The 21,076-nt window shown below is 39.0% G+C and carries 25 protein-coding genes and 2 tRNA genes; 15 read left to right on the forward strand and 12 right to left on the reverse strand.

Going from position 1 to position 21,076, the window contains the following annotated elements; translation table 11 throughout:
* Window positions 1-74 precede the first annotated feature (74 nt).
* Window positions 75-653: a hypothetical protein gene (locus ACSQ6I_RS09270; protein WP_438890065.1), complete on the reverse strand. Its 579-nt coding sequence runs from the start codon at window positions 651-653 to the stop codon at window positions 75-77.
* Window positions 654-1,332: 679 nt separating this feature from the next.
* Between ACSQ6I_RS09270 and ACSQ6I_RS09275 the strand changes: the two genes are divergently transcribed.
* Entirely contained in the window at window positions 1,333-3,165 is a 1,833-nt protein-coding gene (locus tag ACSQ6I_RS09275; protein ID WP_438890066.1) for a hypothetical protein, read from the forward strand.
* A 44-nt stretch (window positions 3,166-3,209) separates the two neighbouring features.
* Here the strand turns inward: ACSQ6I_RS09275 and ACSQ6I_RS09280 are convergent, their stop codons facing one another.
* From ACSQ6I_RS09280 to ACSQ6I_RS09290, 3 genes are all read right to left on the reverse strand, one after another.
* A complete protein-coding gene (locus tag ACSQ6I_RS09280; RefSeq protein ID WP_438890067.1) occupies window positions 3,210-4,748 on the reverse strand; it encodes a slipin family protein in 1,539 nt (512 codons plus the stop codon).
* Window positions 4,749-5,155: 407 nt separating this feature from the next.
* A tRNA-Lys gene (locus ACSQ6I_RS09285) sits at window positions 5,156-5,231 on the reverse strand.
* Window positions 5,231-5,307: transfer RNA gene (locus ACSQ6I_RS09290), tRNA-Ile, on the reverse strand. Before ACSQ6I_RS09290 ends, ACSQ6I_RS09285 begins: the two co-directional genes overlap by 1 nt.
* 211 nt (window positions 5,308-5,518) lie before the next feature.
* On the opposite strand from ACSQ6I_RS09290, the gene ACSQ6I_RS09295 reads away from it, so the two are divergent.
* Together ACSQ6I_RS09295 and ACSQ6I_RS09300 are read left to right on the forward strand one after the other, a co-directional pair.
* Entirely contained in the window at window positions 5,519-5,764 is a 246-nt protein-coding gene (locus ACSQ6I_RS09295) for a type II toxin-antitoxin system Phd/YefM family antitoxin (protein WP_438890068.1), read from the forward strand.
* Window positions 5,761-6,165, forward strand: coding sequence for a type II toxin-antitoxin system VapC family toxin (locus ACSQ6I_RS09300; protein ID WP_438890069.1), 405 nt, complete (start codon window positions 5,761-5,763; stop codon window positions 6,163-6,165). Before ACSQ6I_RS09295 ends, ACSQ6I_RS09300 begins: the two co-directional genes overlap by 4 nt.
* Here ACSQ6I_RS09300 and ACSQ6I_RS09305 read toward each other — a convergent pair.
* The 8 genes from ACSQ6I_RS09305 to ACSQ6I_RS09340 all read right to left on the reverse strand — a co-directional run bounded on the left by ACSQ6I_RS09305 (window position 6,109) and on the right by ACSQ6I_RS09340 (window position 11,057).
* A complete protein-coding gene (locus ACSQ6I_RS09305) occupies window positions 6,109-6,477 on the reverse strand; it encodes an AAA family ATPase (protein ID WP_438890070.1) in 369 nt (122 codons plus the stop codon). The genes ACSQ6I_RS09300 and ACSQ6I_RS09305 overlap by 57 nt on opposite strands.
* 11 nt (window positions 6,478-6,488) lie before the next feature.
* Complete coding sequence (locus tag ACSQ6I_RS09310; protein ID WP_438890071.1) at window positions 6,489-6,713, reverse strand: hypothetical protein; 225 nt, start codon at window positions 6,711-6,713, stop codon at window positions 6,489-6,491.
* Window positions 6,713-7,132 (reverse strand): retroviral-like aspartic protease, encoded by a 420-nt coding sequence (locus ACSQ6I_RS09315; RefSeq protein WP_438890072.1) that lies wholly within the window; start codon window positions 7,130-7,132, stop codon window positions 6,713-6,715. Before ACSQ6I_RS09315 ends, ACSQ6I_RS09310 begins: the two co-directional genes overlap by 1 nt.
* Window positions 7,125-7,349, reverse strand: a complete 225-nt coding sequence (locus tag ACSQ6I_RS09320) for a hypothetical protein (protein WP_015214308.1) — start codon at window positions 7,347-7,349, stop codon at window positions 7,125-7,127. The genes ACSQ6I_RS09315 and ACSQ6I_RS09320 overlap by 8 nt, the downstream gene beginning before the upstream one ends.
* 158 nt (window positions 7,350-7,507) lie before the next feature.
* A complete protein-coding gene (locus ACSQ6I_RS09325; RefSeq protein WP_438890073.1) occupies window positions 7,508-8,104 on the reverse strand; it encodes a HEPN domain-containing protein in 597 nt (198 codons plus the stop codon).
* Entirely contained in the window at window positions 8,097-9,140 is a 1,044-nt protein-coding gene (locus ACSQ6I_RS09330) for a DUF262 domain-containing protein (RefSeq protein ID WP_438890074.1), read from the reverse strand. The genes ACSQ6I_RS09325 and ACSQ6I_RS09330 overlap by 8 nt, the downstream gene beginning before the upstream one ends.
* Window positions 9,141-9,408: 268 nt before the next feature.
* Window positions 9,409-9,678: a UPF0175 family protein gene (locus ACSQ6I_RS09335; RefSeq protein WP_071190949.1), complete on the reverse strand. Its 270-nt coding sequence runs from the start codon at window positions 9,676-9,678 to the stop codon at window positions 9,409-9,411.
* 77 nt (window positions 9,679-9,755) lie between these two features.
* Window positions 9,756-11,057, reverse strand: a complete 1,302-nt coding sequence (locus tag ACSQ6I_RS09340) for a site-specific integrase (RefSeq protein WP_438890294.1) — start codon at window positions 11,055-11,057, stop codon at window positions 9,756-9,758.
* 674 nt (window positions 11,058-11,731) lie between these two features.
* Between ACSQ6I_RS09340 and nifK the strand changes: the two genes are divergently transcribed.
* The 12 genes from nifK to ACSQ6I_RS09400 all read left to right on the forward strand — a co-directional run bounded on the left by nifK (window position 11,732) and on the right by ACSQ6I_RS09400 (window position 21,076).
* Window positions 11,732-13,267 (forward strand): nitrogenase molybdenum-iron protein subunit beta, encoded by a 1,536-nt coding sequence (gene nifK / locus ACSQ6I_RS09345; RefSeq protein WP_438890075.1) that lies wholly within the window; start codon window positions 11,732-11,734, stop codon window positions 13,265-13,267.
* Window positions 13,268-13,481: 214 nt separating this feature from the next.
* A complete protein-coding gene (locus ACSQ6I_RS09350; RefSeq protein WP_438890076.1) occupies window positions 13,482-13,820 on the forward strand; it encodes a Mo-dependent nitrogenase C-terminal domain-containing protein in 339 nt (112 codons plus the stop codon).
* A 450-nt stretch (window positions 13,821-14,270) separates the two neighbouring features.
* On the forward strand, window positions 14,271-15,647 hold the full coding sequence (gene nifE, locus ACSQ6I_RS09355; protein ID WP_438890077.1) for a nitrogenase iron-molybdenum cofactor biosynthesis protein NifE: 1,377 nt from the start codon (window positions 14,271-14,273) through the stop codon (window positions 15,645-15,647).
* Between the two features lie 210 nt (window positions 15,648-15,857).
* Window positions 15,858-17,189, forward strand: a complete 1,332-nt coding sequence (gene nifN, locus ACSQ6I_RS09360) for a nitrogenase iron-molybdenum cofactor biosynthesis protein NifN (protein ID WP_438890078.1) — start codon at window positions 15,858-15,860, stop codon at window positions 17,187-17,189.
* A 242-nt stretch (window positions 17,190-17,431) separates the two neighbouring features.
* Window positions 17,432-17,851, forward strand: a complete 420-nt coding sequence (gene nifX / locus ACSQ6I_RS09365) for a nitrogen fixation protein NifX (protein WP_438890079.1) — start codon at window positions 17,432-17,434, stop codon at window positions 17,849-17,851.
* Window positions 17,848-18,324 carry a NifX-associated nitrogen fixation protein gene (locus ACSQ6I_RS09370; RefSeq protein ID WP_438890080.1) on the forward strand — a complete coding sequence of 159 codons (477 nt, stop codon included), beginning with the start codon at window positions 17,848-17,850 and terminating at the stop codon, window positions 18,322-18,324. The genes nifX and ACSQ6I_RS09370 overlap by 4 nt, the downstream gene beginning before the upstream one ends.
* 251 nt (window positions 18,325-18,575) lie before the next feature.
* The gene (locus ACSQ6I_RS09375) at window positions 18,576-18,776 is read left to right on the forward strand and encodes a CCE_0567 family metalloprotein (RefSeq protein WP_015214318.1); all 201 of its coding nucleotides are present in this window, start codon (window positions 18,576-18,578) and stop codon (window positions 18,774-18,776) included.
* A complete protein-coding gene (nifW, locus tag ACSQ6I_RS09380) occupies window positions 18,773-19,090 on the forward strand; it encodes a nitrogenase-stabilizing/protective protein NifW (RefSeq protein WP_190909155.1) in 318 nt (105 codons plus the stop codon). Before ACSQ6I_RS09375 ends, nifW begins: the two co-directional genes overlap by 4 nt.
* Window positions 19,091-19,100: 10 nt before the next feature.
* Window positions 19,101-19,883, forward strand: a complete 783-nt coding sequence (locus ACSQ6I_RS09385; RefSeq protein ID WP_015214320.1) for a HesA/MoeB/ThiF family protein — start codon at window positions 19,101-19,103, stop codon at window positions 19,881-19,883.
* A gap of 72 nt (window positions 19,884-19,955) precedes the next feature.
* On the forward strand, window positions 19,956-20,330 hold the full coding sequence (locus ACSQ6I_RS09390) for a HesB/IscA family protein (protein WP_438890081.1): 375 nt from the start codon (window positions 19,956-19,958) through the stop codon (window positions 20,328-20,330).
* Window positions 20,331-20,441: 111 nt separating this feature from the next.
* Window positions 20,442-20,738, forward strand: a complete 297-nt coding sequence (locus ACSQ6I_RS09395) for a 2Fe-2S iron-sulfur cluster-binding protein (protein WP_438890082.1) — start codon at window positions 20,442-20,444, stop codon at window positions 20,736-20,738.
* 86 nt (window positions 20,739-20,824) lie between these two features.
* Complete coding sequence (locus ACSQ6I_RS09400; RefSeq protein ID WP_438890083.1) at window positions 20,825-21,076, forward strand: FeoA family protein; 252 nt, start codon at window positions 20,825-20,827, stop codon at window positions 21,074-21,076.

Raw genomic sequence — 21,076 nt, forward strand, 5'->3', positions numbered from 1 at the left:
TTGAATCACGAACTTAGTAGCAATGCAACTTTTCTTGATATCTTCTTCCCACATACATATTATAAGTACGCATTTCAATCAGGGAAAGCTAAACCGGTTCTAGGATCACGGATATATAATCCCAGTGTAAGACTACGCATAACTTCATCCCATACTGGTATTAATTGCTCTGCTTGATCTGCCCAAAAATCAAAGGTAATCAAACACTGAATATTTGAGCCTAAACCAACACAAGTCCGCGAAAAGGCTTCCCTTGGTTCGGTTTGAGTATCAATAAATTTAATCTCACACCACATAATCCGAGCAGTTTGTCGCTTGACAGTTATCACTTCTCCTCTTTCAATGACATCACGGCTATCATCTTCCATGATTTTCTTCAAAGTAGATTTGAGGGGAAACAGAGTCCAGTCGTTCGGTGGTAGGTGATTATAAGATACTTCTAAACAACAATCATCCTTAGGTGGTTTTTTATCCATGAACTTGAATGATTTTTCCTGTGGCTCAAACACCCAACTTTGGGGAACATTAAAGCGAACTGCACCCCTCCCGGCTACAAAAATCTTATAACCATCAGGTCCTTCCCAGTGATGATCTGGTTTTAAGTCTAGGGTTTCTTTAATCCACTGGAGATTGCTTTTCTTCCGCTTGGCCATAGTGGTTTTTGTAAGTCTGCTATTTTTGCCGCTTTGTTAATAGTATCAAATTCAAACTCAAAAGTAGGGTGTGTCATCGCCTAGCGCAACGCATCCTTAGATTGTATATAATTTTAAGCTGATATTTCTAAAAGCCTGGGAGCTTACCAAAATAGACCAATAACAGGATTGCTGAGATAGACAACCACAAGTTTTTTGTAAGTTCTTGGCTATACTTGAATTTTTCAAAATCATTGGCAAATGCAGTAATACCCCGTTCGTATAAGTAACAGAACTCAAACCACAACCATAGAGGTGGAATAATAATCCAAAAACCTATCAGTGCCTTCTTGATATTATCTGACCACCCGAACAAAACAGCACTTACAACTGAGATCAGAAGCAGAATTATGGTAGCTCTGAAAAATATTCCTGTTGGATTAGATTTTAGGCGATTCATATTACATTTTTGTGTATATTATACAAGAATTGTAGAGTTTTATAGCTAAGAAAAAGCAACTTACAGTCGGCATTAATTTTTACCATAAACCAACTCCAAGTGCGATCGCTCTAAAACTACAGGAATCTTACCAAAACTAAAATTTCTGCTTATAATCGGAATAATATACAGAAAATTTCTTGATATCATTTTCTAAAAGGTGAATATCAGAACGTTATTAATTTATGGAAGTGGTTTCTGATGTTGCAAAAGATATATTGGTTGGGGCATATCCAAAGCGATCATATCAATAATACCCAAGAATTTCGGACTTTTTTTTGTAAACATGAGTTTCCTCATCTGACTTTCTTAAGCCCAGCTTTTGCTATGGTCGGTGGAGGGCTGGTATCTAATGCTTATGCTTGGACATTAGCCATCAATAATTGTTCAATTTTTGTCGGTGCTGGTTCAGTTGTCACACCAGTAGATGAGGTATGTGAGCAAATTCGTCTCCTCATGATCCTACGAATGAATTTATTTTTTGGTCAGTCACCAGAAGAGGTTGAACAGCACTGCAATACACAGCGTTCTACAGGAAAGAAAATCTTACCTGATGTTTTCACTGATACAAGGAGGCCGCTCCACGAGGAGATAAAAGTTCTTAATCCCTGGTTTCAAAAAGTGTTGTCGCTACCTCGGCAAAAATATCTTACCATTTGCCAAGCTCTTACCGCGTATGAACGCGCCCTCCACGTTTTTTCCAGTGATCCTACCCTTGCTTACTCGCTGCTTGTGTTTGTGATCGAAGCATTGGCAAATAGTCATTCAGACTATCAGGCAACTTGGGGTGATTTATCAAATGAGCAGAGGAATCTTTTTGATACCCTTTTTGAAGATAACCGTATTTCCCCTATTGATGATAGTTGGACTGATGATCTACGCAAAGCTTTGGTAGAAGTTGTACATCCAGGAGCTACAAGAAGGTTCACCAAGTTTGCTCTCGACCATATTCCTATCAACCTATATGATGCGTCCAAAAGTGATTTGAAGTCCCCATTGAGACGTTCCAGAATTCACCAAGGTATCCAAAATGCTTACAAGTTGAGATCCGACTTTTCTCATGCACTGAGACTACTCCCTCAATCCTTTGTTAGTGAATCATATCGTGCTGAAGAGGTTGAACAAGAGGTTGAACAAAAGGGTAAGAAGGTTAAGACATCATATTTAACTCTGCGAGGTTTATTTCGCGTGGTGCGTTCTATTGTGATGGAGTTCATTGAGCAACAAGAAACCGTGGATCTTCGCTCTCATGCCTGGATAGAAGAATTAGATCAGGGCGTGGTCAGGCTGTTTCGTAGTCCAGCCTATCTTCGCATGAAAAATCCTGAAGGACAGCTTTATGCCATCGAAGCTCAATATGCTCAAAACTGGTTTGAAGACATTCTGGATATCTACCAAGACAATTACGTGGAGTGCCTTCATGAGCAAATCTCAGAAAATCGGGCAGAAGCAGATTTGTTCATGGGTATAGCTACTTCTGGCCCTATGGCAGGTAGAGCGATTTTTCGTTTTGATCCTAGCCCATCTTATGATTGGGAGTCTCTCAAAGAGCAATCGTTACATTTACTATCGCTATCTCAAGCCAAGAAAGAGCAGAAGGGATACCTTCAAGCTATTGCACTACTTTGCGCCCATCTCGAAATGATGGATGGCAAAGATGGAACATGGGATGCTGTATTAACATCACCTGCTTTTGGTGATCCTTTACTTGAACTCGGACGTTTTGTTGTGGATGTGATTCACGACAAGACACAGCATTGGTCAAGTAACCAAGCTGAAGAAATTTTTGAAAAACATTTGAAGAAAAGAAAGGTTTCTCTCTCAAACCGTCTGGAAGTGGCTTGTATGCTTTATCTCGCCAGACTTTTCAAGAGTGAAGGTTCAGATGAAGGGCGGCGAAAGTGGTTGAATACTGCATATGGAGATACAGCCCTATATCCAAGTCTTCAGAGTTTAATACAAGATGCGATAAATTCTAACGATATTGTGGTTGAGCCACAAGAAGTTCTGAACCTTTCTCGTATTTCATCTTAAGTATTTAGTGGAAAGGTGTAGTATATCTTACAATATTAATGTGATCACTGCGGATTTATTCTAATCAAATCCGTCAGAATACTATCCAAACTACCATTAACTTGAATCCGATCAATTTTCTCAGCAATTCGTTCTAAAACCTCCAATTCCTTCAAACGCAACGCTACCGGATTATCTTCCATTACTTTGGCAGTATTCAACATACTCCGAGTAGCAGCAGTCTCTTCTCTGCGTCTGACAACATTAGCTTGAGCAGATTTTTCAGCTTCAACAACTTTACTTAAAATTGCCTTAATTTCCCCAGGTAAAATAATATCTTTTACACCTACAGAATCTACTTCAATTCCATAATCTGCGGCTTTTTGGCGAATATATTCAGAGATGCTTCTATCAATTGCGCCTTTATCTTCCAATAAAGTATCTAAAGTTCGTTCACCAACTGCACCACGCAAGGCAAATTGCAATTCTTTGTACAAAAATCCAGTAATATCTGATAACGCATTTTTGGCTCTTAATGGGTCTTGAATACGAAAACCAGCAGTCAAATTTAACCGCAAAGGTACTTTATCCTTAGAAAGGATTTCTTGACCAGAAATTTCCATATTTTGCAATCGCAAGTCTATGGTTTCTGTTTGTAAAGAACGTCCAAACAACCACCAAGCGTGTACCCCTGGTTGGAGTTGCCCTTGAAATTCTTGATTAATGTACAATAATCCAACGTGCTGGGTGGGAACTTGGCATAGATGCAAATAGTTACGAGTGAGCAATTTTATTTCTGCTGCACCTTCAACTAATTCAGCCACTAAGGGAGATTGTAATTTTGCATTATTGCTAATATCAATAATTTCCACTTCCACTCCTTGCCAAAATAGCTTGCGGCTGGTGGGTGGTAAAATAGAAATTACTTTCCCCCTATATCGGACAATTGCGACTTGTGAAGGCAATAATTCCACAATTTCACAGTAAGCAGCAACAAAATCAGGATGTCTTTCAATTAAGATATCTTCCAGGGGAAAATCTGGGTTAGGGACAATCCGGCTGATATTCCGCACTGCTACAGTCTTATCTATTGACCAAAAAGCATATTCTCCTGGTTCTAGAGGTCTGACAAAATTATTTTGGAGATATAGTAAACCAATTTCAGATTCAAAGATTTGGAATTTCTTCAGTCCATTTAATGCAAATGAGCGTAATTGCTGGACAAAGTAATTAGGTAATTCCCAGTTTTCTTCTAAGTTAAAAAGATGAGATTCTACTTCTATGAAACCACGCCAAAAAGCCCGTAATTGATTAGGGGCAATGGTTACCCAATTCTGACCCAAACGGACTAAAGCAGCTTCGTTGAATGCGGTTCTTACAATCAATAGATATTTTTGCAGTTCTGTACCATGATTTCGCAATAATAATTCTAGGTTTTCAATTTCCGCTTCTGGTTCGTTGAGGTCATAAGTTTTAATTTGCCAATGACGACCAAAATAAGTATATTCACCAGGCTGTAAAACTTTTTTAAAGTCGCTGCGGTGATATAAAATCCCGATTTCGTTGGGTTTAATATAAAATGTTTGCCAGATAGTAATTTGCATATTTAAACGATTATCTTGTCTAATTGTAATATTATACTACAACAGTATATTACTCTGTCAATGCAAGTGTTCACAGTTTATGTGTGGGCAAAAACTTCGCCAAAACTGGATTAAGATGAATGTAACTTTTTTCTGGTTGCTTCGTAGAAACCGAAGGAAAGAAAACATCCTGCAAATATGCCGTTCAGTTGTCCTAATGGAAACCGAAGGGACAAACTCAAGTTAGGGAGAAAGGCAGTTGCGCTTACTCATTTACTGTAGCTACTAAACATTACTCTTGCGAGTAATGACCGTTAGCAGAACACTTGCACCGCAGAGTTACTGAAAAATTACGGAGTCGAACCGCAGGATTGCTCCTTTACCATTTGCTACTTCCCATAAGTAGTGTCCTGTAACCCGGACAGGGTTGGGTGAAAGTACAGGATTTGAACCTGTTACAGATCGATTAAAAGTCGATTGCTCTACCAAATGAGCTAACTTCCTGGAGTTTGATACAGGATTTGAACCTGTGACGCATTGATTATAAGTCAACTGCTCTACCAAACTGAGCTAATCAAACGATAGAATAGGTTGGAGTACTCGGCGGTATACGCTCATACTAGAGTTTGGCGCACCAGTTAGGTATATAGAACCTAAACTATAGCTTTGTAACTTTACTACTATCCCGTTTCAAATGTAGCATATTGTAATTTGCTATGAATTTTCTTTTTAATTCTTGCCAAAATCTGAAAATCAAAGTAGACTAAGTTTGTAGACTTAGCTAGAAAACTGTGGAAACTGTAAATATCCATCAAGCTAAAACCAATCTCTCACGTCTATTATCCCGTGTAGAACATGGAGAAGAGATTATTATTTCTAACCGGGGTGTTCCCGTCGCTAAGTTAGTTCCGTTTAGTGTTTCGTCTCACCGCAGAGATAGCTTAGGACAAGATCGAGGAAAATTTGTAATTCCAGAAGATTTTAATGCACCTTTACCAGATGACATTTTGGCAGCGTTTGAGGGTAATGAGGAGTGAGACTTTTACTGGATACACAGTGTTTTTTATGGTGGTTTGCTGAACCTGAGCGTTTGCATGAAGAAGCGATCGCACATATTGCTGATGAAAGCAATGAACTATGGCTTTCTGTTGCTAGTGTGTGGGAAATGGGGATAAAAGTTGCAATTGGTAAGTTAGCATTACCAGAAGCACTGGATAGTTACATTTCTAGCCGCATGATGAAATTGGGGGCGAAATCTTTGGAAATTACAACTTCCCATGCACTCAGAACGGTGGCTTTACCTTTGCATCATAGAGATCCTTTTGACAGAATGCTCATTGCACAAGCACAGATGGAAAGTATGAGGCTTGTGACTGCGGATTTAATGCTTAAAGAGTATCAAGATACTGCTATTCTTTGGGCTGGGAATAAAAGTTAGTTTGGGAAATGCGATCGCGTAGCTACTGTAGAAAAATTTCCACTTTTTCCTGATATTATCTTGCCAATAACCACTCGCAGTTATAGACATCCTTTTTTCACCCATTGTTGTAATAAATTGAGGTAAATTTTCCTTTTTAAATATTTGTGTAGATGATGAATAAATAAGCATACTTAGGGAATATATTGCTTGCAATACAGAATTTTTACCAGCACTATTTTTTCCTACAATTCCATGTAAACGGGAATTATCGAAATTAAGTTCTGTATATTTATGGCTTTTGAAATTATGAAGTATGAGTTTTTCTAGCATATTTTTATAGATCACAATAATTCAGGAATATGGTCATCTTCATGGTTTTCAATTAATACACCAATTACTTCCATAAGAGATGCAAGAGGATGGGTTTCATCTTCACCAATTTGATCAATGAGCGCATCAAGTATATTAACTAAATGTTCATATTCTTCTTCTGTGTGAGGAACAAAAACATTCTCGGCAATGGATGACCAAGCTGTGATAGTTTGATTGATGTTTAAGGTTTGCATTATTTTTTTCTTGAATGTACCTCAAAAGCCAAATCTGCACGGTAAAAACACACATCAAACTCTAAAAAGAAGTTCATACGCCCTAATAATAAAGGTACATCATCAGATAAGCACCACGCAAAAACTAAGCGAATAGGCTCAAATGATCCAATCTGGGCAGATACCAGTAAACCTCTTGCCTCTACTGGTGCTAAATTGCCAGCCAATATCACGGAAGTAGTTTGTTCCTCCCAAATTGCACCTAGCTGAATACCTACATTGTATGGGAGAACGTTAACACTTGCGCCAGTATCCAATAAACCGGAAACATCTACTGATGAGTTACGATAAGTAAGTGTTAATGGTAACTTTGGCAGAGCATCAGGAACACCAAAGGTATCATATCCCTCTGTAAAGGCAAATCTTTGAGTTTTAGCCATTGTGCTTTTGATCGTCCGCTTCTAGTAGTTGAGCAAGTTGATGTGCGGCTGCATGGGAATTAAGCGGGGATAAAATAGAATAGGTTGCTCCCTGTTCTAATGATGGTTCTTCATCCCTAGATAATTCGGAGACTAGAAACTGCATTACTTTTAGTTTGTCTGCACGATTTAGATTTCGCAGGGTAGGAAATAGTTCTATGGCGTTCATAATTGTCATAGTAGAGAGAATTTTATATTTCTATTTTTCCACAATTTTTATAATTGTGCGATCGCTCGTTAGGGTTTGGGAAGATGCGATCATACTAGTAAATATCTATTCGAGCATTGCTATGTCTTTAGACACTTACAGAGCAAATAAGATTATTCGTTTCATATTCACTTTGTGTTTTCTATCTTAATGGCTTGAGTTATTGAGTCCATATAATCAATAATATTGTCAATGTAAATAATCAAATCAGCCATAGAAACGTCATTAGCCTGACTATTATGATGAGTAATGTTATTTCTTTTGACAACAATAGCGTTAACAATGTCTTTTTTATAGACAAAACTATCAATGGCATTTAAGTTTATACCAATTTTCTTAAAGAGAGTTATTGTTCTGTATGGATTTCCTGAAATATGTTCATCTAAATCCTTTTTTGTGATCGTTATCTTCAGGTCTTCAAATTTAAAATCATTATCTTTGATTTCTTTATGACGCAGAATATCCCATTGGACTAAATTACGTGGTATTGAAATTCTTGAAAGCTTAGTGTTAATAACTTCAATGCGTATAAAAGCTATTTCCTTAAGATATGACTCTAAATATGCACAAATGCTAATCAGGAATGACTTAACGAAGAAATTCACATTATTTTCAAAGAATGGATCTGGTTCTGCACAAATTATTCTGTTTTGAGTTTGTTGTATAATTTCCTTCAATTGATCAAATAGGGTTACATATTTATCGTGAATTTCTTGATCATTCATTAATTGCAGCCTCCAGCAGATCCCTCCATAATTGTCTTCTTCTTAAAATTGAGCTTTTATTTTGCAAGCCACCACTTAAGGTTCTTTGAAAATCATCTAATCCACAAAGTTCTTTAAACTTATTCTGGATATTTTCCTTATTTTGAATGAGAGTTTCTTTGTCAATATCACTAAAACTGTACATTAACAGATCATAGTAAACCATGCTTTGCCGTCGTCTCTGTTTAGTTGTATCTATAAAAACATCGTTCTCAAATATTGCAACACACTTATCTAGGGTACTATTAAATTCATTTCTAAGTAATTCAATTTCCTCCGAAGTTATATCCTGTTTTGACACCATGTATTCATCGAGATACTTGGATAACCTATCCTGGTATCGGTCAAGTTGTCCTTTTAGTGCAAAATATCTGAGAACTTGCTCCTCAGCCTCTAGGCTATCTTTAACTCTTTCACTATCTTCACCTAAACCAAAGTTTTTAACTGTTTCTAGTTCAGCTAATACAGAAAGGAGATTGTCAAATTCACCAGGATATATGGCGTGTCTTATTTCCTGATCTGACAGTTTGACTGCTCCCTGATTGAGTCTCGAAAAAATTTCTCTAATTAGATATTTAGGATTTTCTTTTCTGAGGATAATACACCTTATTGTAGTTGTTTCTAATTCTGATTTATATTGACCAATCTCCGAAAATTTTTTTCCTTCTAATTCTTTGAATGAACTAAGTCCTTCTAAAGCAAATTGATCATCAAAAAAACGAACAATAGTCGTAAGACGCTGCACACCGTCAATGACCATGTGCTTCCCGTCTTCAATTTCTGCAAAATAGCAAGAAGGTAGAGGTATCCTCATTAGACAGGACTCTATAAATTTTGATGACCGCTCCCAGCCGTCCTTATCCCATTTATACTTTCGCTGAAAGTCAGGATTTAAAATCAGTTTTGGAGGCTTTGCAGTAATGCGGGTACATAACGTTTCAAACGGATAATCAACAGGATATAGATTGAGAATTTTGTTTTCGTTGTCTTGATTCATATTATGGGTATTCAATTCAGCATAATTTTTACCGATAACCCATATTATACAGTGATTTTCAATCTAATTATCTTAATTGGAGTTATTACCTATATTTCTTATTTATGAAATACCTTTCTAGACATTAAAAATTATTATATTTAAATTATTTAGTAAAGAGAGTGTTAATACGTTAATTTTGGATGTTTTAGAGCAAACAGTTGAGGTAAAAGATCAATTTGACCAATCAAAATGAGGTAGTTGATAGGAGAAGTATCGGAAACAATAATCATTTAGTACCTAACAGATTACGAATTGCTTGGACATCTTCTTCTAAGTCTTCTTCAGTGTAGGGTAAGTAAGCCTTTTGATCTTTAAGAAATTGATATGTTTCCCATCGAGAAGAAAAATTCAACATTTTGTGAACTTCTCCCGCTCCAATAAGACCTTGACGATAATTATCAGCTACAATAAGTTCCAACACCTTTTGGGAAATTTGACTCGGTTGTAGTTGTAATTGATTAGCAAGATTATCAGGAATTTCAATCATTATTTGCATAATTTATACTCCTTGTTAACTGTTCACTTTTAAATTATACCACATCGCAGAAAAATATTATTCTTGATTCACCAAACTTAACTGCGTTTATAAACCATTTCCATCCTCAACTTCTCCATCTCAATCTTCAACCTTTCATTCTCCATTTTCAACCCTGTATTTTCATCCTTAATCAACTCTACCTCATTCCGTTTACTCAAAGCCTGATTAATTGCCAACTTTCGCATATCCAAAGAAAACCAACGTTGATAAGTTTTCGTATGAATCTGCACACCATGACCCAAATTATCCGCCGCAGCTTTAATAGGAACTCCCAAAATATGCGCTCGAATTGCCCAACCATGACGTAAATCATAGGGTTTAAAATCTAAACCTATTTTTCTAAACCACCAACTCACCCTTTGGATTAAAGCCGTGATTTCTGCATGATTATTTTGGTCTTTTTTACTAATTGCGATCGCTAACATTTCTAAATATTTCGGATTCCTTAAATCAAATTCATCAATCCATTCCTTATATAAAGGTAAAGCTTCCCTTTCACCAGTTTTACAATCTTTATCAACCTTCCAAGTTAAATCTATGTTTTCATTACTTAACCACCAAGCAATATGAGGATTAATAAAAAGCTCACGGGGACGTAAACCAAAAACCACTAACATTCCATAAATCCAGCGCCAAAGTTGCCAGCTATCTTTCACATCTTGATTAACTTGCTTACCTCTGTTATTCAGATATTCATCAAACTTGTAGAATCCTGTAACTATTTCTTTATCTGTAGGAATATTCCGAGAATTACTCTCAGGCATTTTGGAATATTTAGATAAATCAATTTCGATATTGAAAGTCTGACAAAAAGCAGAAATAGCTCTAGCGGCATTATATTTTGCCCATTGTTTATCTATTTTTTCAACTGAAGTAATCAAATTTTCCGCAGTTGCCAAATATTGGGGATTAGTATAGCGTTTTGTTCGGGAAAAATAATAGAAAAAAGTATGCTCGCTTTTAGTAGTGCGTTGATGAGTTTTAAAATATTCCTCTTCAAACTGTTCGAGTAATTCTCCTATAGTTGTTAAATCCTTTTTAAGCGCCTCATTTCCTAAATATTTATCAGTCCAGGCAAATGTTTTTCTAGCAATTAACTTTCCTAATTCATAAGCTTCTTCTTCAGCCGTTTTCAGTCCATCCAAATTAGCGGGAATATTCAAAGTGAGATTGTATTGTTTTCTTCCCGTTCCCCTTGTATCCTGATCTCCCGGTTTAATGGGTAAAGTTGCCCGTAATTGCAGACATCCATTTGATTCCCGAATTGTTACCCTAGCCTTCGCAGACTTCAAACGCAGATTTACCTGCTCTAATTCCCATAGTAGCTGTTCTTTCATCATCCTTGGTGTTGCTGATTAAGAATATGAATTTATTTCACGCAGAGTCACAGAGAGTAAGAGTTGAGAATTGTCTCGTTCCCAGACTCTGGCTGGGAATGCAGATGACGAGGTTCTACCTCGACTATCTTCAGCGGAGGCAGAGCCTCTAACTGAGGCATTCCCTGTCTGAGCCAGGGAACGAGAGGTTGGTATTAGCCTATATTTAGACTAAAAATAAATGTGTTATCTGCATACATTGTTTATCGCTGACATTGCTCACTGCAAACATAGCGGAGTGAAAAGCTATTAAACCATTAGAATAACTACTCCGGTCCTTACCACGGTTACGACGGATTCGCAATCTTTGCTCGTGACATGGATTTGGCGCTAAACAGCCCAACCTGGGGATTAATCGGCGCTCCCTGGAACAAAAAAGCTCAAGCTAAAGCAAAGGCTAAAGCTTCCGTCTAGAAACACCAGAGAGTAGGGGCAACCCTGCCCGTACAGGGATAGCCTGGGGTGTTTACCCCAGGGGGGAGTTGGAAATTCAAAATTCAAAATTAAAAATTCAAAGTTTCGGATTTTGGATTTTGCATTCTGAATTTTGAGCCACATTCCCGACTTCCCCCAAAGGTGGAGAAACCCCGCCCCAAAAGCAAACACAACACACAGCAAGCTTGGAGATACACAAAATGCCTCAGAATCCAGAAAATATTAAGGATCACGTTGAGTTATTCCACCAGCCAGAATACCAACAACTGTTTGAAAACAAGAGACAGTTTGAAAACGGTCACGACCCCGCAGAAGTAACACGGGTTGCAGAATGGACAAAAAGCTGGGAATATCGTGAAAAGAACTTTGAACGTACAGCTTTAACAGTTAACCCAGCTAAGGGTTGCCAACCTCTAGGTGCAATGTTTGCTGCTGTAGGTTTTGAAGGTACTCTTCCCTTCGTTCAAGGTTCTCAAGGTTGCGTGGCTTACTTCCGTACCCACTTAACCCGTCACTACAAAGAACCATTCTCCGGCGTTTCTTCTTCTATGACTGAAGACGCTGCTGTGTTCGGTGGTCTGCAAAATATGATCGATGGCTTGGCTAACTCCTACAGCCTTTACAAGCCAAAAATGATTGCTGTCTGCACCACCTGTATGGCAGAAGTTATCGGTGATGACTTACAGTCATTCATTGGTAACGCGAAGGAAGCTGGTTCAGTTCCTCAAGATTTCCCAGTACCTTTTGCTCACACACCTAGCTTCGTCGGTTCCCACATCACTGGTTATGACAACATGATGAAGGGAATTCTTTCTACCTTGACCGAAGGTAAGAAGAAAGCTAAGAGCAATGGTAAAATCAACTTCATTCCTGGTTTTGATACCTACGTAGAAAACAACCGCGAAATCAAGCGGATGGCTAACTTGATGGGTATTGACTACACTGTTTTATCTGATAACAGTGACTATGTTGATTCACCCAACACTGGTGAATTTGATATGTACCCAGGTGGTACTAAGCTGGAAGATGCAGCAGATTCCATCAACGCTAAGGCTACTGTTGCTCTGCAAGCTTACTCCACTACTAAAACCCGTGAATACATCGCTAAGGAATGGAAGCAAGATGTCTCCGTTTCTCGTCCTTGGGGTATCAAGGGAACTGATGAGTTCTTGATGAAACTCAGCGAATTGACTGGTAAGGCTATTCCTGAAGAGTTGGAAATTGAACGTGGTCGTGCTGTTGACGCAATGACCGATTCCCACTCATGGTTGCATGGCAAACGCTTCGCTATCTACGGTGATCCTGACTTAGTTTACAGCGTAGTTGGTTTCATGTTGGAAATGGGTGCTGAACCTGTACATATCTTGGTTCACAACACCAACGATGTATTCGAGAAAGAACTGCAAGCATTGTTAGATTCTAGCGTCTTCGGTAAGGGTGCTAAAATCTGGGGTGGTAAGGACTTGTGGCACATGAGATCACTCTTGTTCACAGAACCCGTAGACTTGTTAATTGGTAATTCCTACGGTAAGTACCTGTGGCGTGATTGTAAGGTTCCCCTGGTAAGAATTGGCTATCCTATCATGGATCGTCACCACTACCACCGTTACGCTACTGTTGGTTATAAAGGTATAATCAACCTCCTCAACTGGATTGTTAACACAATCTTTGAAGATATCGACCAACACACCAATATTCCTTCTAAGACAGATATTTCCTACGACTTGATTCGTTAAGAATGTCTTTGGGGGACGGGGAAACCCCGCCCCGACAATGTTCATTAAATAGATAACGAATTGTAGTAATTATCACTTGTCAATTAAGGGTCAGGAAAAGACAAATCAATTCAAATATCAAAATTCAAAGTTATGAGTTTTGCAAATTGAATGAGTCCTAACTTTTCCTTTTCCCTTTTCTTTTTTTTCATGGCATTTACCTGAGATATCTAATATGGAAACAACTCACTCACACACTCATCCACATCCTCAGCCTAATTACCATCCACCTAATGATCAAGAAGATTCTGGTTCTTTCGGTCTTCTGAAGCCTTTGCGACGATGGGTGGATGGAATTAAAGTTACAAATTTCCGCATTGCTCATATACTTTGTCAAGTAATTCCTTGCTGTTGTCCTTTTGAGAGAGATGTTAATTTATTTGGGTGGACTTTACATATTCCACCACTATGCAAACTCAATCCGTTGTATGATGAGTTTGTTTACTTAAGATTTCGGGCTTTGTCTTACCTTGCTGATGAATGTGGTGAAGATGTCACAAGGTACATTTGCTAGATTTTCTGATTACTCATTTCATCTACAAATAATAGGGTATTGTTGAATTAAGATAAAAAGATATCACACGGAATCGCAACATAAATAGTGAGCTTTTTATACTTAAATTCAGCAATACCAATAATAGAGTAGGAATTTGTACTTGATGATTTCTTTTATTTTTCGTGAAGGTTTTATTTTTTGTCAATAGAAGAATATGGATTTAATGAACCGCGAAGGCGCGTTCGCGCAGCGTTCCGAAGGAAAGAGCGCGAAGGAAGAAAGAAGAAGAAGGAAGAAGAGAGGTAATTTTATATTGGGAATGGACTATGAAAATTCAGGTACGGCTAAATAGATATCTTTTCTGAAACTTTATGTGTGTAAATATTGTGTAAAGAGGAATTTTGCGGGAAGTCTATTCAGGTTTGCTCATATTTCAATTAATAACTTCCATCTAACGCGAGAAGACAGATGAAAATTACCCAAGGCAAAATTAACGAGTTACTTAGTGAGTCAGGATGCGAACATAATCAAAAGAAACAAGAAAAGAAAAACAAGTCTTGTACACAACAAGCTCAACCAGGTGCGGCTCAAGGGGGTTGTGCTTTTGATGGAGCAATGATTGCTTTAGTACCTATTACTGATGCTGCTCATTTGGTTCACGGACCGATCGCTTGTGCTGGTAATTCTTGGGGTAGTCGAGGGAGTTTGTCTTCTGGCCCAATGCTTTATAAGACTGGTTTTACCACTGATATTGGTGAAAATGATGTTATTTTCGGTGGTGAGAAAAAGCTCTATAAGGCAATTTTGGAGTTAAAGGAACGCTATACACCAGCAGCGATTTTTGTTTATGCAACTTGCGTAACTGCTCTGATTGGTGATGATGTTGATGCAGTTTGTAAGGTTGCGGCTGAGAAGATTGGTATTCCTGTGATTCCTGTGATTGCTCCGGGTTTTATTGGTAGTAAAAATCTGGGTAATCGCTTTGGTGGTGAAGCTTTACTAGAATATGTAGTGGGAACTGCTGAACCAGAATATACTACACCTTATGATATTAATTTAATTGGTGAGTACAATATTGCTGGCGAAATGTGGGGCGTTTTGCCTTTATTTGAAAAGCTAGGTATTCGCGTTTTATCGAAAATTACTGGTGATGCTCGTTATGAAGAAATTCGTTATGCTCACCGGGCTAAGTTAAATGTAATGATTTGCTCACGGGCGCTATTAAATATGGCGCGGAAAATGGAGGAACGTTATAACATTCCTTTCATTGAAGAGTCTTTTTATGGTATTGATGATATTAACCGTTGTCTAAGAACTGTTGCTAAGAAATTAGGTGATGCTGATTTAATAGCACGGACAGAAATGTTAATTGCTGATGAAACTGCGGCTTTGGATATTGCCCTAGCTCCCTATAGAGAACGCCTGAAAGGTAAGCGGGTGGTTTTATATACTGGCGGTGTGAAAAGTTGGTCAATTATCTCGGCAGCTAATGATTTAGGAATTGAAGTTGTTGCTACTAGTACTCGTAAAAGTACAGAGGAAGATAAGGCGAAAATCAAGAAGTTGTTGGGCAATGATGGCATTATGCTAGAGAAAGGTAACGCCCAAGAATTACTGAAGTTGGTGCGAGATACTAACGCAGATATGCTTATTGCTGGGGGACGGAATCAATATACGGCGTTGAAAGCGCGGATTCCTTTTCTGGATATTAACCAAGAACGTCACCATCCTTATGCGGGTTATGTGGGGATGGTGGAAATGGCGCGGGAGTTGTATGAGGCTTTATACAGTCCTGTCTGGGAACAAATACGTAAGCCTGCTCCTTGGGATGAAGAGGAAGTTTAATGGGGGTTTCCAGGAGGCTTTGCTTTCAGAGTCCTACCGTGTAATTGCTCTTGTGCCATACATAACACCCCACCCCTAGCCCCTCCCCGCAAGCGAGGAGGGGGACTGGATTTTCGGTTAAATCGTGTTTTTAGGGAAGGATGTGTGTACACCGTAGGCACGTGAGTCAGGGAACGAGAGGAAAGTTTAAAATTTATGAAAGATTAATTTATGGCAATTGTTAATACTCCGAACAAGTCTCTTACTGTTAATCCGCTGAAACAAAGTCAGGCTTTGGGTGCTTCTTTAGCTTTTTTGGGGTTGAAGGGTGCAATGCCTCTGTTTCACGGTTCCCAAGGTTGTACTGCTTTTGCTAAGGTTGTGTTGGTGCGGCATTTTCGGGAAGCGATTCCTCTGGCTACTACGGCTATGACGGAAGTCACTACTATTTTGGGTGGTGAGGAAAATGTTGAGCAAGCTATTCTGACTTTGGTGGAAAAGGCGAAACCGGAAATTATCGGTTTGTGTACGACTGGGTTAACGGAAACGAGGGGGGATGATATTGAGGGTTTTTTGAAGGAAATCCGCAAACGTCATCCTGAACTTGACTATTTAGCGATCGCATTTGCCCCGACTCCAGATTTTAAAGGTGCGTTGCAAGATGGTTTTGCAGCAGCGGTGGAAAGCATTGTCAAGGAGATTCCCAAAGCGGGGGGAATTAAACCTGAACAAGTCACGATTTTGGCTGGTTCTGCTTTCACTCCTGGAGATGTGCAGGAAGTTCGAGAAATTGTCACCGCTTTTGGATTTGAACCGATTTTTGTCCCTGATTTGGGTGCTTCTCTAGATGGACATCTGGAGGATGAATATAGCGCGGTGACGGTAAGCGGGACAACTCTCAAACAACTGCGTTCTTTGGGTAGTTCGGCTTTTACCTTAGCTTTGGGTGAAAGTATGCGCGGTGCTGCCAAGATTCTGCAAGAGCGTTTTGGCACAGATTACGAAGTATTTAAGGATTTGACGGGTTTAGAACCTGTGGATGAGTTCCTGCAAGCGTTAGCGGTGTTGAGTGGTAATCCCGTACCGGAAAAATATCGCCGTCAACGTCGTCAGTTGCAAGATGCAATGTTGGATACTCATTTTTACTTCGGTGCAAAACGGGTATCTTTGGCACTAGAACCGGATTTACTTTGGTCTATGGTGCATTTTTTACAGTCAATGGGGGCTTCTGTTCACGCTGCTGTGACAACCACGCGATCGCATTTATTAGAACATCTCCCAGTCAAAAGCGTTACTATTGGCGACTTGGAAGATTTAGAAGGGTTAGCTGTAGGTTCAGATTTGCTGATTGGTAACTCCAACGTGAATGCGATCGCTAAACGTCTCAAAATCCCCTTCTACCGTCTCGGAATTCCCATCTATGACCGTTTAGGAAATGGCTTATTCACCAAAGTAGGCTATCGCGGCACAATGGAAGTTTTGTTTGGTATGGGAAACCTCTTTTTAGAACACGAAGAGACATTAATGATCAATCATTGGTCATCAGTAATTAATAGGGAATAGGTGACAGTGAAAGCCATAACCCGCCTGGGAATGAATTCCCAGTCTCATAGCTGAAGTCATCTAAAGATGACTAAATAATCTCAAAATTCTTTAGTTTACTTCAGTAAACTTTGGCTATTAGCCCGGAAATTCATTTCTGGGCGGGTGTGGAAGCCAACAAATAAGCGATTTTTAGCTTAAGTTGACACCAAAGAAGATTGTTAAACCTCTACAACAGAAAACCGACAACCGACAAAGGACAAATGAACGTGAAAATTGCCTTCACCACAACAGACAGAATTCATGTTAATGCTCACTTCGGTTGGGCTAAAGAAATTGATGTTTATGAAATTTCAGATAATGGATATGAATTCCTACAAACTCTGAAATTTGAAGGCGACCTCAAAGAAGATGGTAACGAAGATAAAATCACACCTAAACTTGAGGCATTAAATGATTGTACAATCGTTTATGTAGTCGCCATAGGTGGCAGCGCAGCCGCTCGTTTAATCAAAAAAGGTGTGACACCAGTCAAGGCTAAATCAGAAGAAGAAAAAATCGAAGAAATTCTGAATAAATTAGTAACAACTCTCAAAGGAAACCCCCCACCTTGGTTGCGTAAAGCCTTGAATAAAACCAAGTCAAACTTTGCAGAAGAAGTAGAAAACGAAGCAGCCGTATGAGTGAAAATAACAGTGTCAATGGAACCGCTACAAGCACACCAATAACCTCAGCATTCCTGAAAGCATTAGTTCAACAAATCCGGGCGCAAGATACTTATGGAACTTACCGGAATTGGGCTGATGAATTAATCCTCAAACCTTTTATTGTCACCAAACAAAAGAAACGAGAAATTTCCATTGAAGGTGAAGTAGACCTAGCAACAATATCACGAATCAACGCCTTCTTCCGGGCTGTAGCCTCCAGCATCGAGAAAGAAACCGGATTAATTTCTCATGTTGTAGTTGACTTAGGTCATGAAGGATTTGGTTGGGCATTAGTCTTTTCAGGTCGTTTATTGTTAGCTGTAAAAACCTTACGCGATGCCCATCGCTACGGCTTTGATTCCCTAGAAAAACTAGCCGAAGAAGGAGAATCATTCGTCAACAAAGGCATTGATTTAGCTAAACGTTTCCCCGAAGTAGGAAATATTTAACAAATTGGTAATAGGAACTGGGAAAGAATTATCGTAAGAATTCAGGAGTCAGGAGTCAGGAGAAAGAAGAAGAATATTTTTCTTTTCTGTTAAGAGTTCCCGGCTATATCAAACATTATGTATCCTGAATCCTGAATCCTTACCAATTATCCTACTTCCTTCCTTCTTCCTTCTTCCTTCGCGTCCTTCGCGCCTTCGCGGTTCATTAAATCCATATTCTCCTAGTACGAATAAAGTATTACCAATTCCCAATGACAATTGAGGAACTCACAACAAAAATCAGAAAGCTAAATAGCAAAGCAGGTCAAATGAAAATGGATCTGCACGATTTAGCTGAAGGACTACCAGCAGATTACAAAACATTGATGGATGTTGCCGCTGAAACTTACGAAATCTACCGACAACTAGATGAACTCAAGCAGCAACTCAAACAACTGGAGAGTGCAAAATGACCGGGACTATTCAAGAATTCAACAAACTTGCAGATGCAGAAGAATATTTTATCTTCTTTCAACTGCCCTACGACCAACAATTTGTAAACATAAATCGTCTCCATATATTGAAAAAATTCTCTCAATATATGCAAGAGATTGATAATACTTCTCCTAACTTGAGTGATACAGAAAAATTAACTCAATATTCCTTAGCTTTGCAAAAAGCTTATGAAGTTTTTCTAGAATCAACACCCCACGAACAAAAGCTGTTCAAAGTGTTTAACGATAAGCCAAAGAATGTAGTCACGCTGACAGAAATCACTTCTGATTAGGAGGTATAAATTGATCAACCTAACGCCTACCGAATTAGAACGCTATAGTCGCCAAATGATGCTCCCAAATTTTGGCGAAGCGGCTCAAAAACGCCTCAAGTCAGCGACTGTTCTGGTGTCGGGTGTGGGGGGATTAGGCGGTACGGCGGCGCTTTACTTAGCAGTAGCAGGCGTTGGGCGGCTAATCTTAGTCCGGGGTGGTGATTTGCGGCTGGATGATATGAATCGTCAGATTTTGATGACTGACGACTGGGTGGGTAAACCGAGAGTATTCAAAGCCCAAGAAACACTAAAAGCCATCAATCCTGATGTCGAAGTGGACGTAGTTCACGATTACATTACCGCCGAAAATGTGGACTCATTGGTGCAATCAGCGGATATGGCTTTGGATTGCGCTCACAATTTCACAGAACGCAATTTGTTAAATGAAGCCTGTGTGCGATCGCGTAAGCCAATGGTAGAGGCAGCTATGGACGGGATGGAGGCTTACCTCACCACGATTATTCCTGGTGTCACCCCTTGTTTATCCTGTCTATTTCCAGAAAAGCCTGATTGGGATCGGCGCGGTTTTTCCGTTCTGGGCGCGGTTTCTGGGACTTTGGCTTGTTTAACAGCCTTAGAAGCCGTGAAGCTAATTACCGGTTTTAGTCAACCGCTATTGTCAGAACTACTGACGATTGACTTGAACAGAATGGAATTTGCTAAACGTCGTTCTCACCGCGATCGCAATTGTCCCGTCTGCGGTAACACTGCACCTTGGAGATACTCCCAATCTCAACCGTTAACGGTGTGAAATTCCGTTCCGCCAAAAAAGCAATTTCCCACATCTAAAAATCAGAATAATCGCTACAGAACAGGAAACAAAATGGCTGTTACTTTAACAGAAAAAGCAGAATTTCGTCTGTGGGCATTTTTAAGAGGTTCCGCAACCGACGAATCTAATAAAGCTAAAAAAGGTGTCCGCATCTCTGTCAAAGATGGTGGTTGTAGTGGCTATGAATATGGAATTGACATTACAAATCAGCCTCAACCAGATGATGTCGTAACTCAACAAGGAAATGTGTTGCTTTACGTGGACGCTAAAAGTGCGCCGTTATTAGAAGGTGTTGTCATAGATTTTGTTGAGGGAGTAATGGACAGCGGTTTCAAGTTCACCAATCCCAATGCAACTGATACCTGCGGTTGTGGAAAGTCTTTTAAAACAGATGATGGTACGCCTACCGGTGTACCTTGCAGCTAGGAAATTCAAAGTTCAAAAATTCGATCCTTTATTTTGAATTTTGAATTGTACCAGGGAGACTTAACCAAGTCAGCAAAACTAACTTTATTCACGTTTGAGGAGAATCGAACAATGGCTTATCAAGTAAGATTGTTGAACAAAAAGGACAACCTTGACACCACAATTGAATGTGACGAAGAAACTACAATTCTAGATGCAGCAGAAGAAGCCGGTATTGAATTACCCTTCTCTTGTCACGCTGGTTCTTGTTCTAGCTGTGTAGGTAAAGTTGTAGAAGGTGAAATCAACCAAGATGATCAAAACTTCTTGGATGATGAGCAAATGGCTAAAGGATTCGCTCTATTGTGTGTTACATACCCTCGCTCTAACTGCACAATTAAAACCCATCAAGAGCCTTATCTAGTCTAAAATTTTAATGTCTTAGCTTGTATAAAGATGAAGGATGTTAATCATCCTTCATTCTTTTAATTTTAACCTTTCATTTTTATTCCGCAATGTTTACTTCTTTTAGTTTTACAGGTTGCTCTTTAGAATTGCTCAAGCCAGGAGAAAAAGGAATTATTATTTCTTGTAAAACTCAGGATGAAAGCATTCGTAAAAAAATCATTTCTATGGGAATAACAACAGGAAATAGTATAAGTTTAGAACAGCAATTTCCTTGTTTAATCGTTAAATTTAATAATATATCTATGACAATAGATCGACAAACAGCCCGCGCTATTTATGTTCGTGTGGTTGATATTTGA

It is taken from the genome of Anabaena sp. WFMT (assembly GCF_051781005.1).
Classification (GTDB): domain Bacteria; phylum Cyanobacteriota; class Cyanobacteriia; order Cyanobacteriales; family Nostocaceae; genus Anabaena.

Coding starts and splice junctions, on each gene's coding strand:
- ACSQ6I_RS09270 (WP_438890065.1), bottom strand. CDS start 653: ATGGCCAAGCGGAAGAAAAGCAATCTCCAGTGGATTAAAGAAACCCTA.
- ACSQ6I_RS09275 (WP_438890066.1), top strand. CDS start 1,333: ATGTTGCAAAAGATATATTGGTTGGGGCATATCCAAAGCGATCATATC.
- ACSQ6I_RS09280 (WP_438890067.1), bottom strand. CDS start 4,748: ATGCAAATTACTATCTGGCAAACATTTTATATTAAACCCAACGAAATC.
- ACSQ6I_RS09305 (WP_438890070.1), bottom strand. CDS start 6,477: ATGCTAGAAAAACTCATACTTCATAATTTCAAAAGCCATAAATATACA.
- ACSQ6I_RS09310 (WP_438890071.1), bottom strand. CDS start 6,713: ATGCAAACCTTAAACATCAATCAAACTATCACAGCTTGGTCATCCATT.
- ACSQ6I_RS09315 (WP_438890072.1), bottom strand. CDS start 7,132: ATGGCTAAAACTCAAAGATTTGCCTTTACAGAGGGATATGATACCTTT.
- ACSQ6I_RS09320 (WP_015214308.1), bottom strand. CDS start 7,349: ATGACAATTATGAACGCCATAGAACTATTTCCTACCCTGCGAAATCTA.
- ACSQ6I_RS09325 (WP_438890073.1), bottom strand. CDS start 8,104: ATGAATGATCAAGAAATTCACGATAAATATGTAACCCTATTTGATCAA.
- ACSQ6I_RS09330 (WP_438890074.1), bottom strand. CDS start 9,140: ATGAATCAAGACAACGAAAACAAAATTCTCAATCTATATCCTGTTGAT.
- ACSQ6I_RS09335 (WP_071190949.1), bottom strand. CDS start 9,678: ATGCAAATAATGATTGAAATTCCTGATAATCTTGCTAATCAATTACAA.
- ACSQ6I_RS09340 (WP_438890294.1), bottom strand. CDS start 11,057: ATGAAAGAACAGCTACTATGGGAATTAGAGCAGGTAAATCTGCGTTTG.
- nifK (WP_438890075.1), top strand. CDS start 11,732: ATGCCTCAGAATCCAGAAAATATTAAGGATCACGTTGAGTTATTCCAC.
- ACSQ6I_RS09350 (WP_438890076.1), top strand. CDS start 13,482: ATGGAAACAACTCACTCACACACTCATCCACATCCTCAGCCTAATTAC.
- nifE (WP_438890077.1), top strand. CDS start 14,271: ATGAAAATTACCCAAGGCAAAATTAACGAGTTACTTAGTGAGTCAGGA.
- nifN (WP_438890078.1), top strand. CDS start 15,858: ATGGCAATTGTTAATACTCCGAACAAGTCTCTTACTGTTAATCCGCTG.
- nifX (WP_438890079.1), top strand. CDS start 17,432: ATGAACGTGAAAATTGCCTTCACCACAACAGACAGAATTCATGTTAAT.
- ACSQ6I_RS09370 (WP_438890080.1), top strand. CDS start 17,848: ATGAGTGAAAATAACAGTGTCAATGGAACCGCTACAAGCACACCAATA.
- ACSQ6I_RS09375 (WP_015214318.1), top strand. CDS start 18,576: ATGACAATTGAGGAACTCACAACAAAAATCAGAAAGCTAAATAGCAAA.
- nifW (WP_190909155.1), top strand. CDS start 18,773: ATGACCGGGACTATTCAAGAATTCAACAAACTTGCAGATGCAGAAGAA.
- ACSQ6I_RS09390 (WP_438890081.1), top strand. CDS start 19,956: ATGGCTGTTACTTTAACAGAAAAAGCAGAATTTCGTCTGTGGGCATTT.
- ACSQ6I_RS09395 (WP_438890082.1), top strand. CDS start 20,442: ATGGCTTATCAAGTAAGATTGTTGAACAAAAAGGACAACCTTGACACC.
- ACSQ6I_RS09400 (WP_438890083.1), top strand. CDS start 20,825: ATGTTTACTTCTTTTAGTTTTACAGGTTGCTCTTTAGAATTGCTCAAG.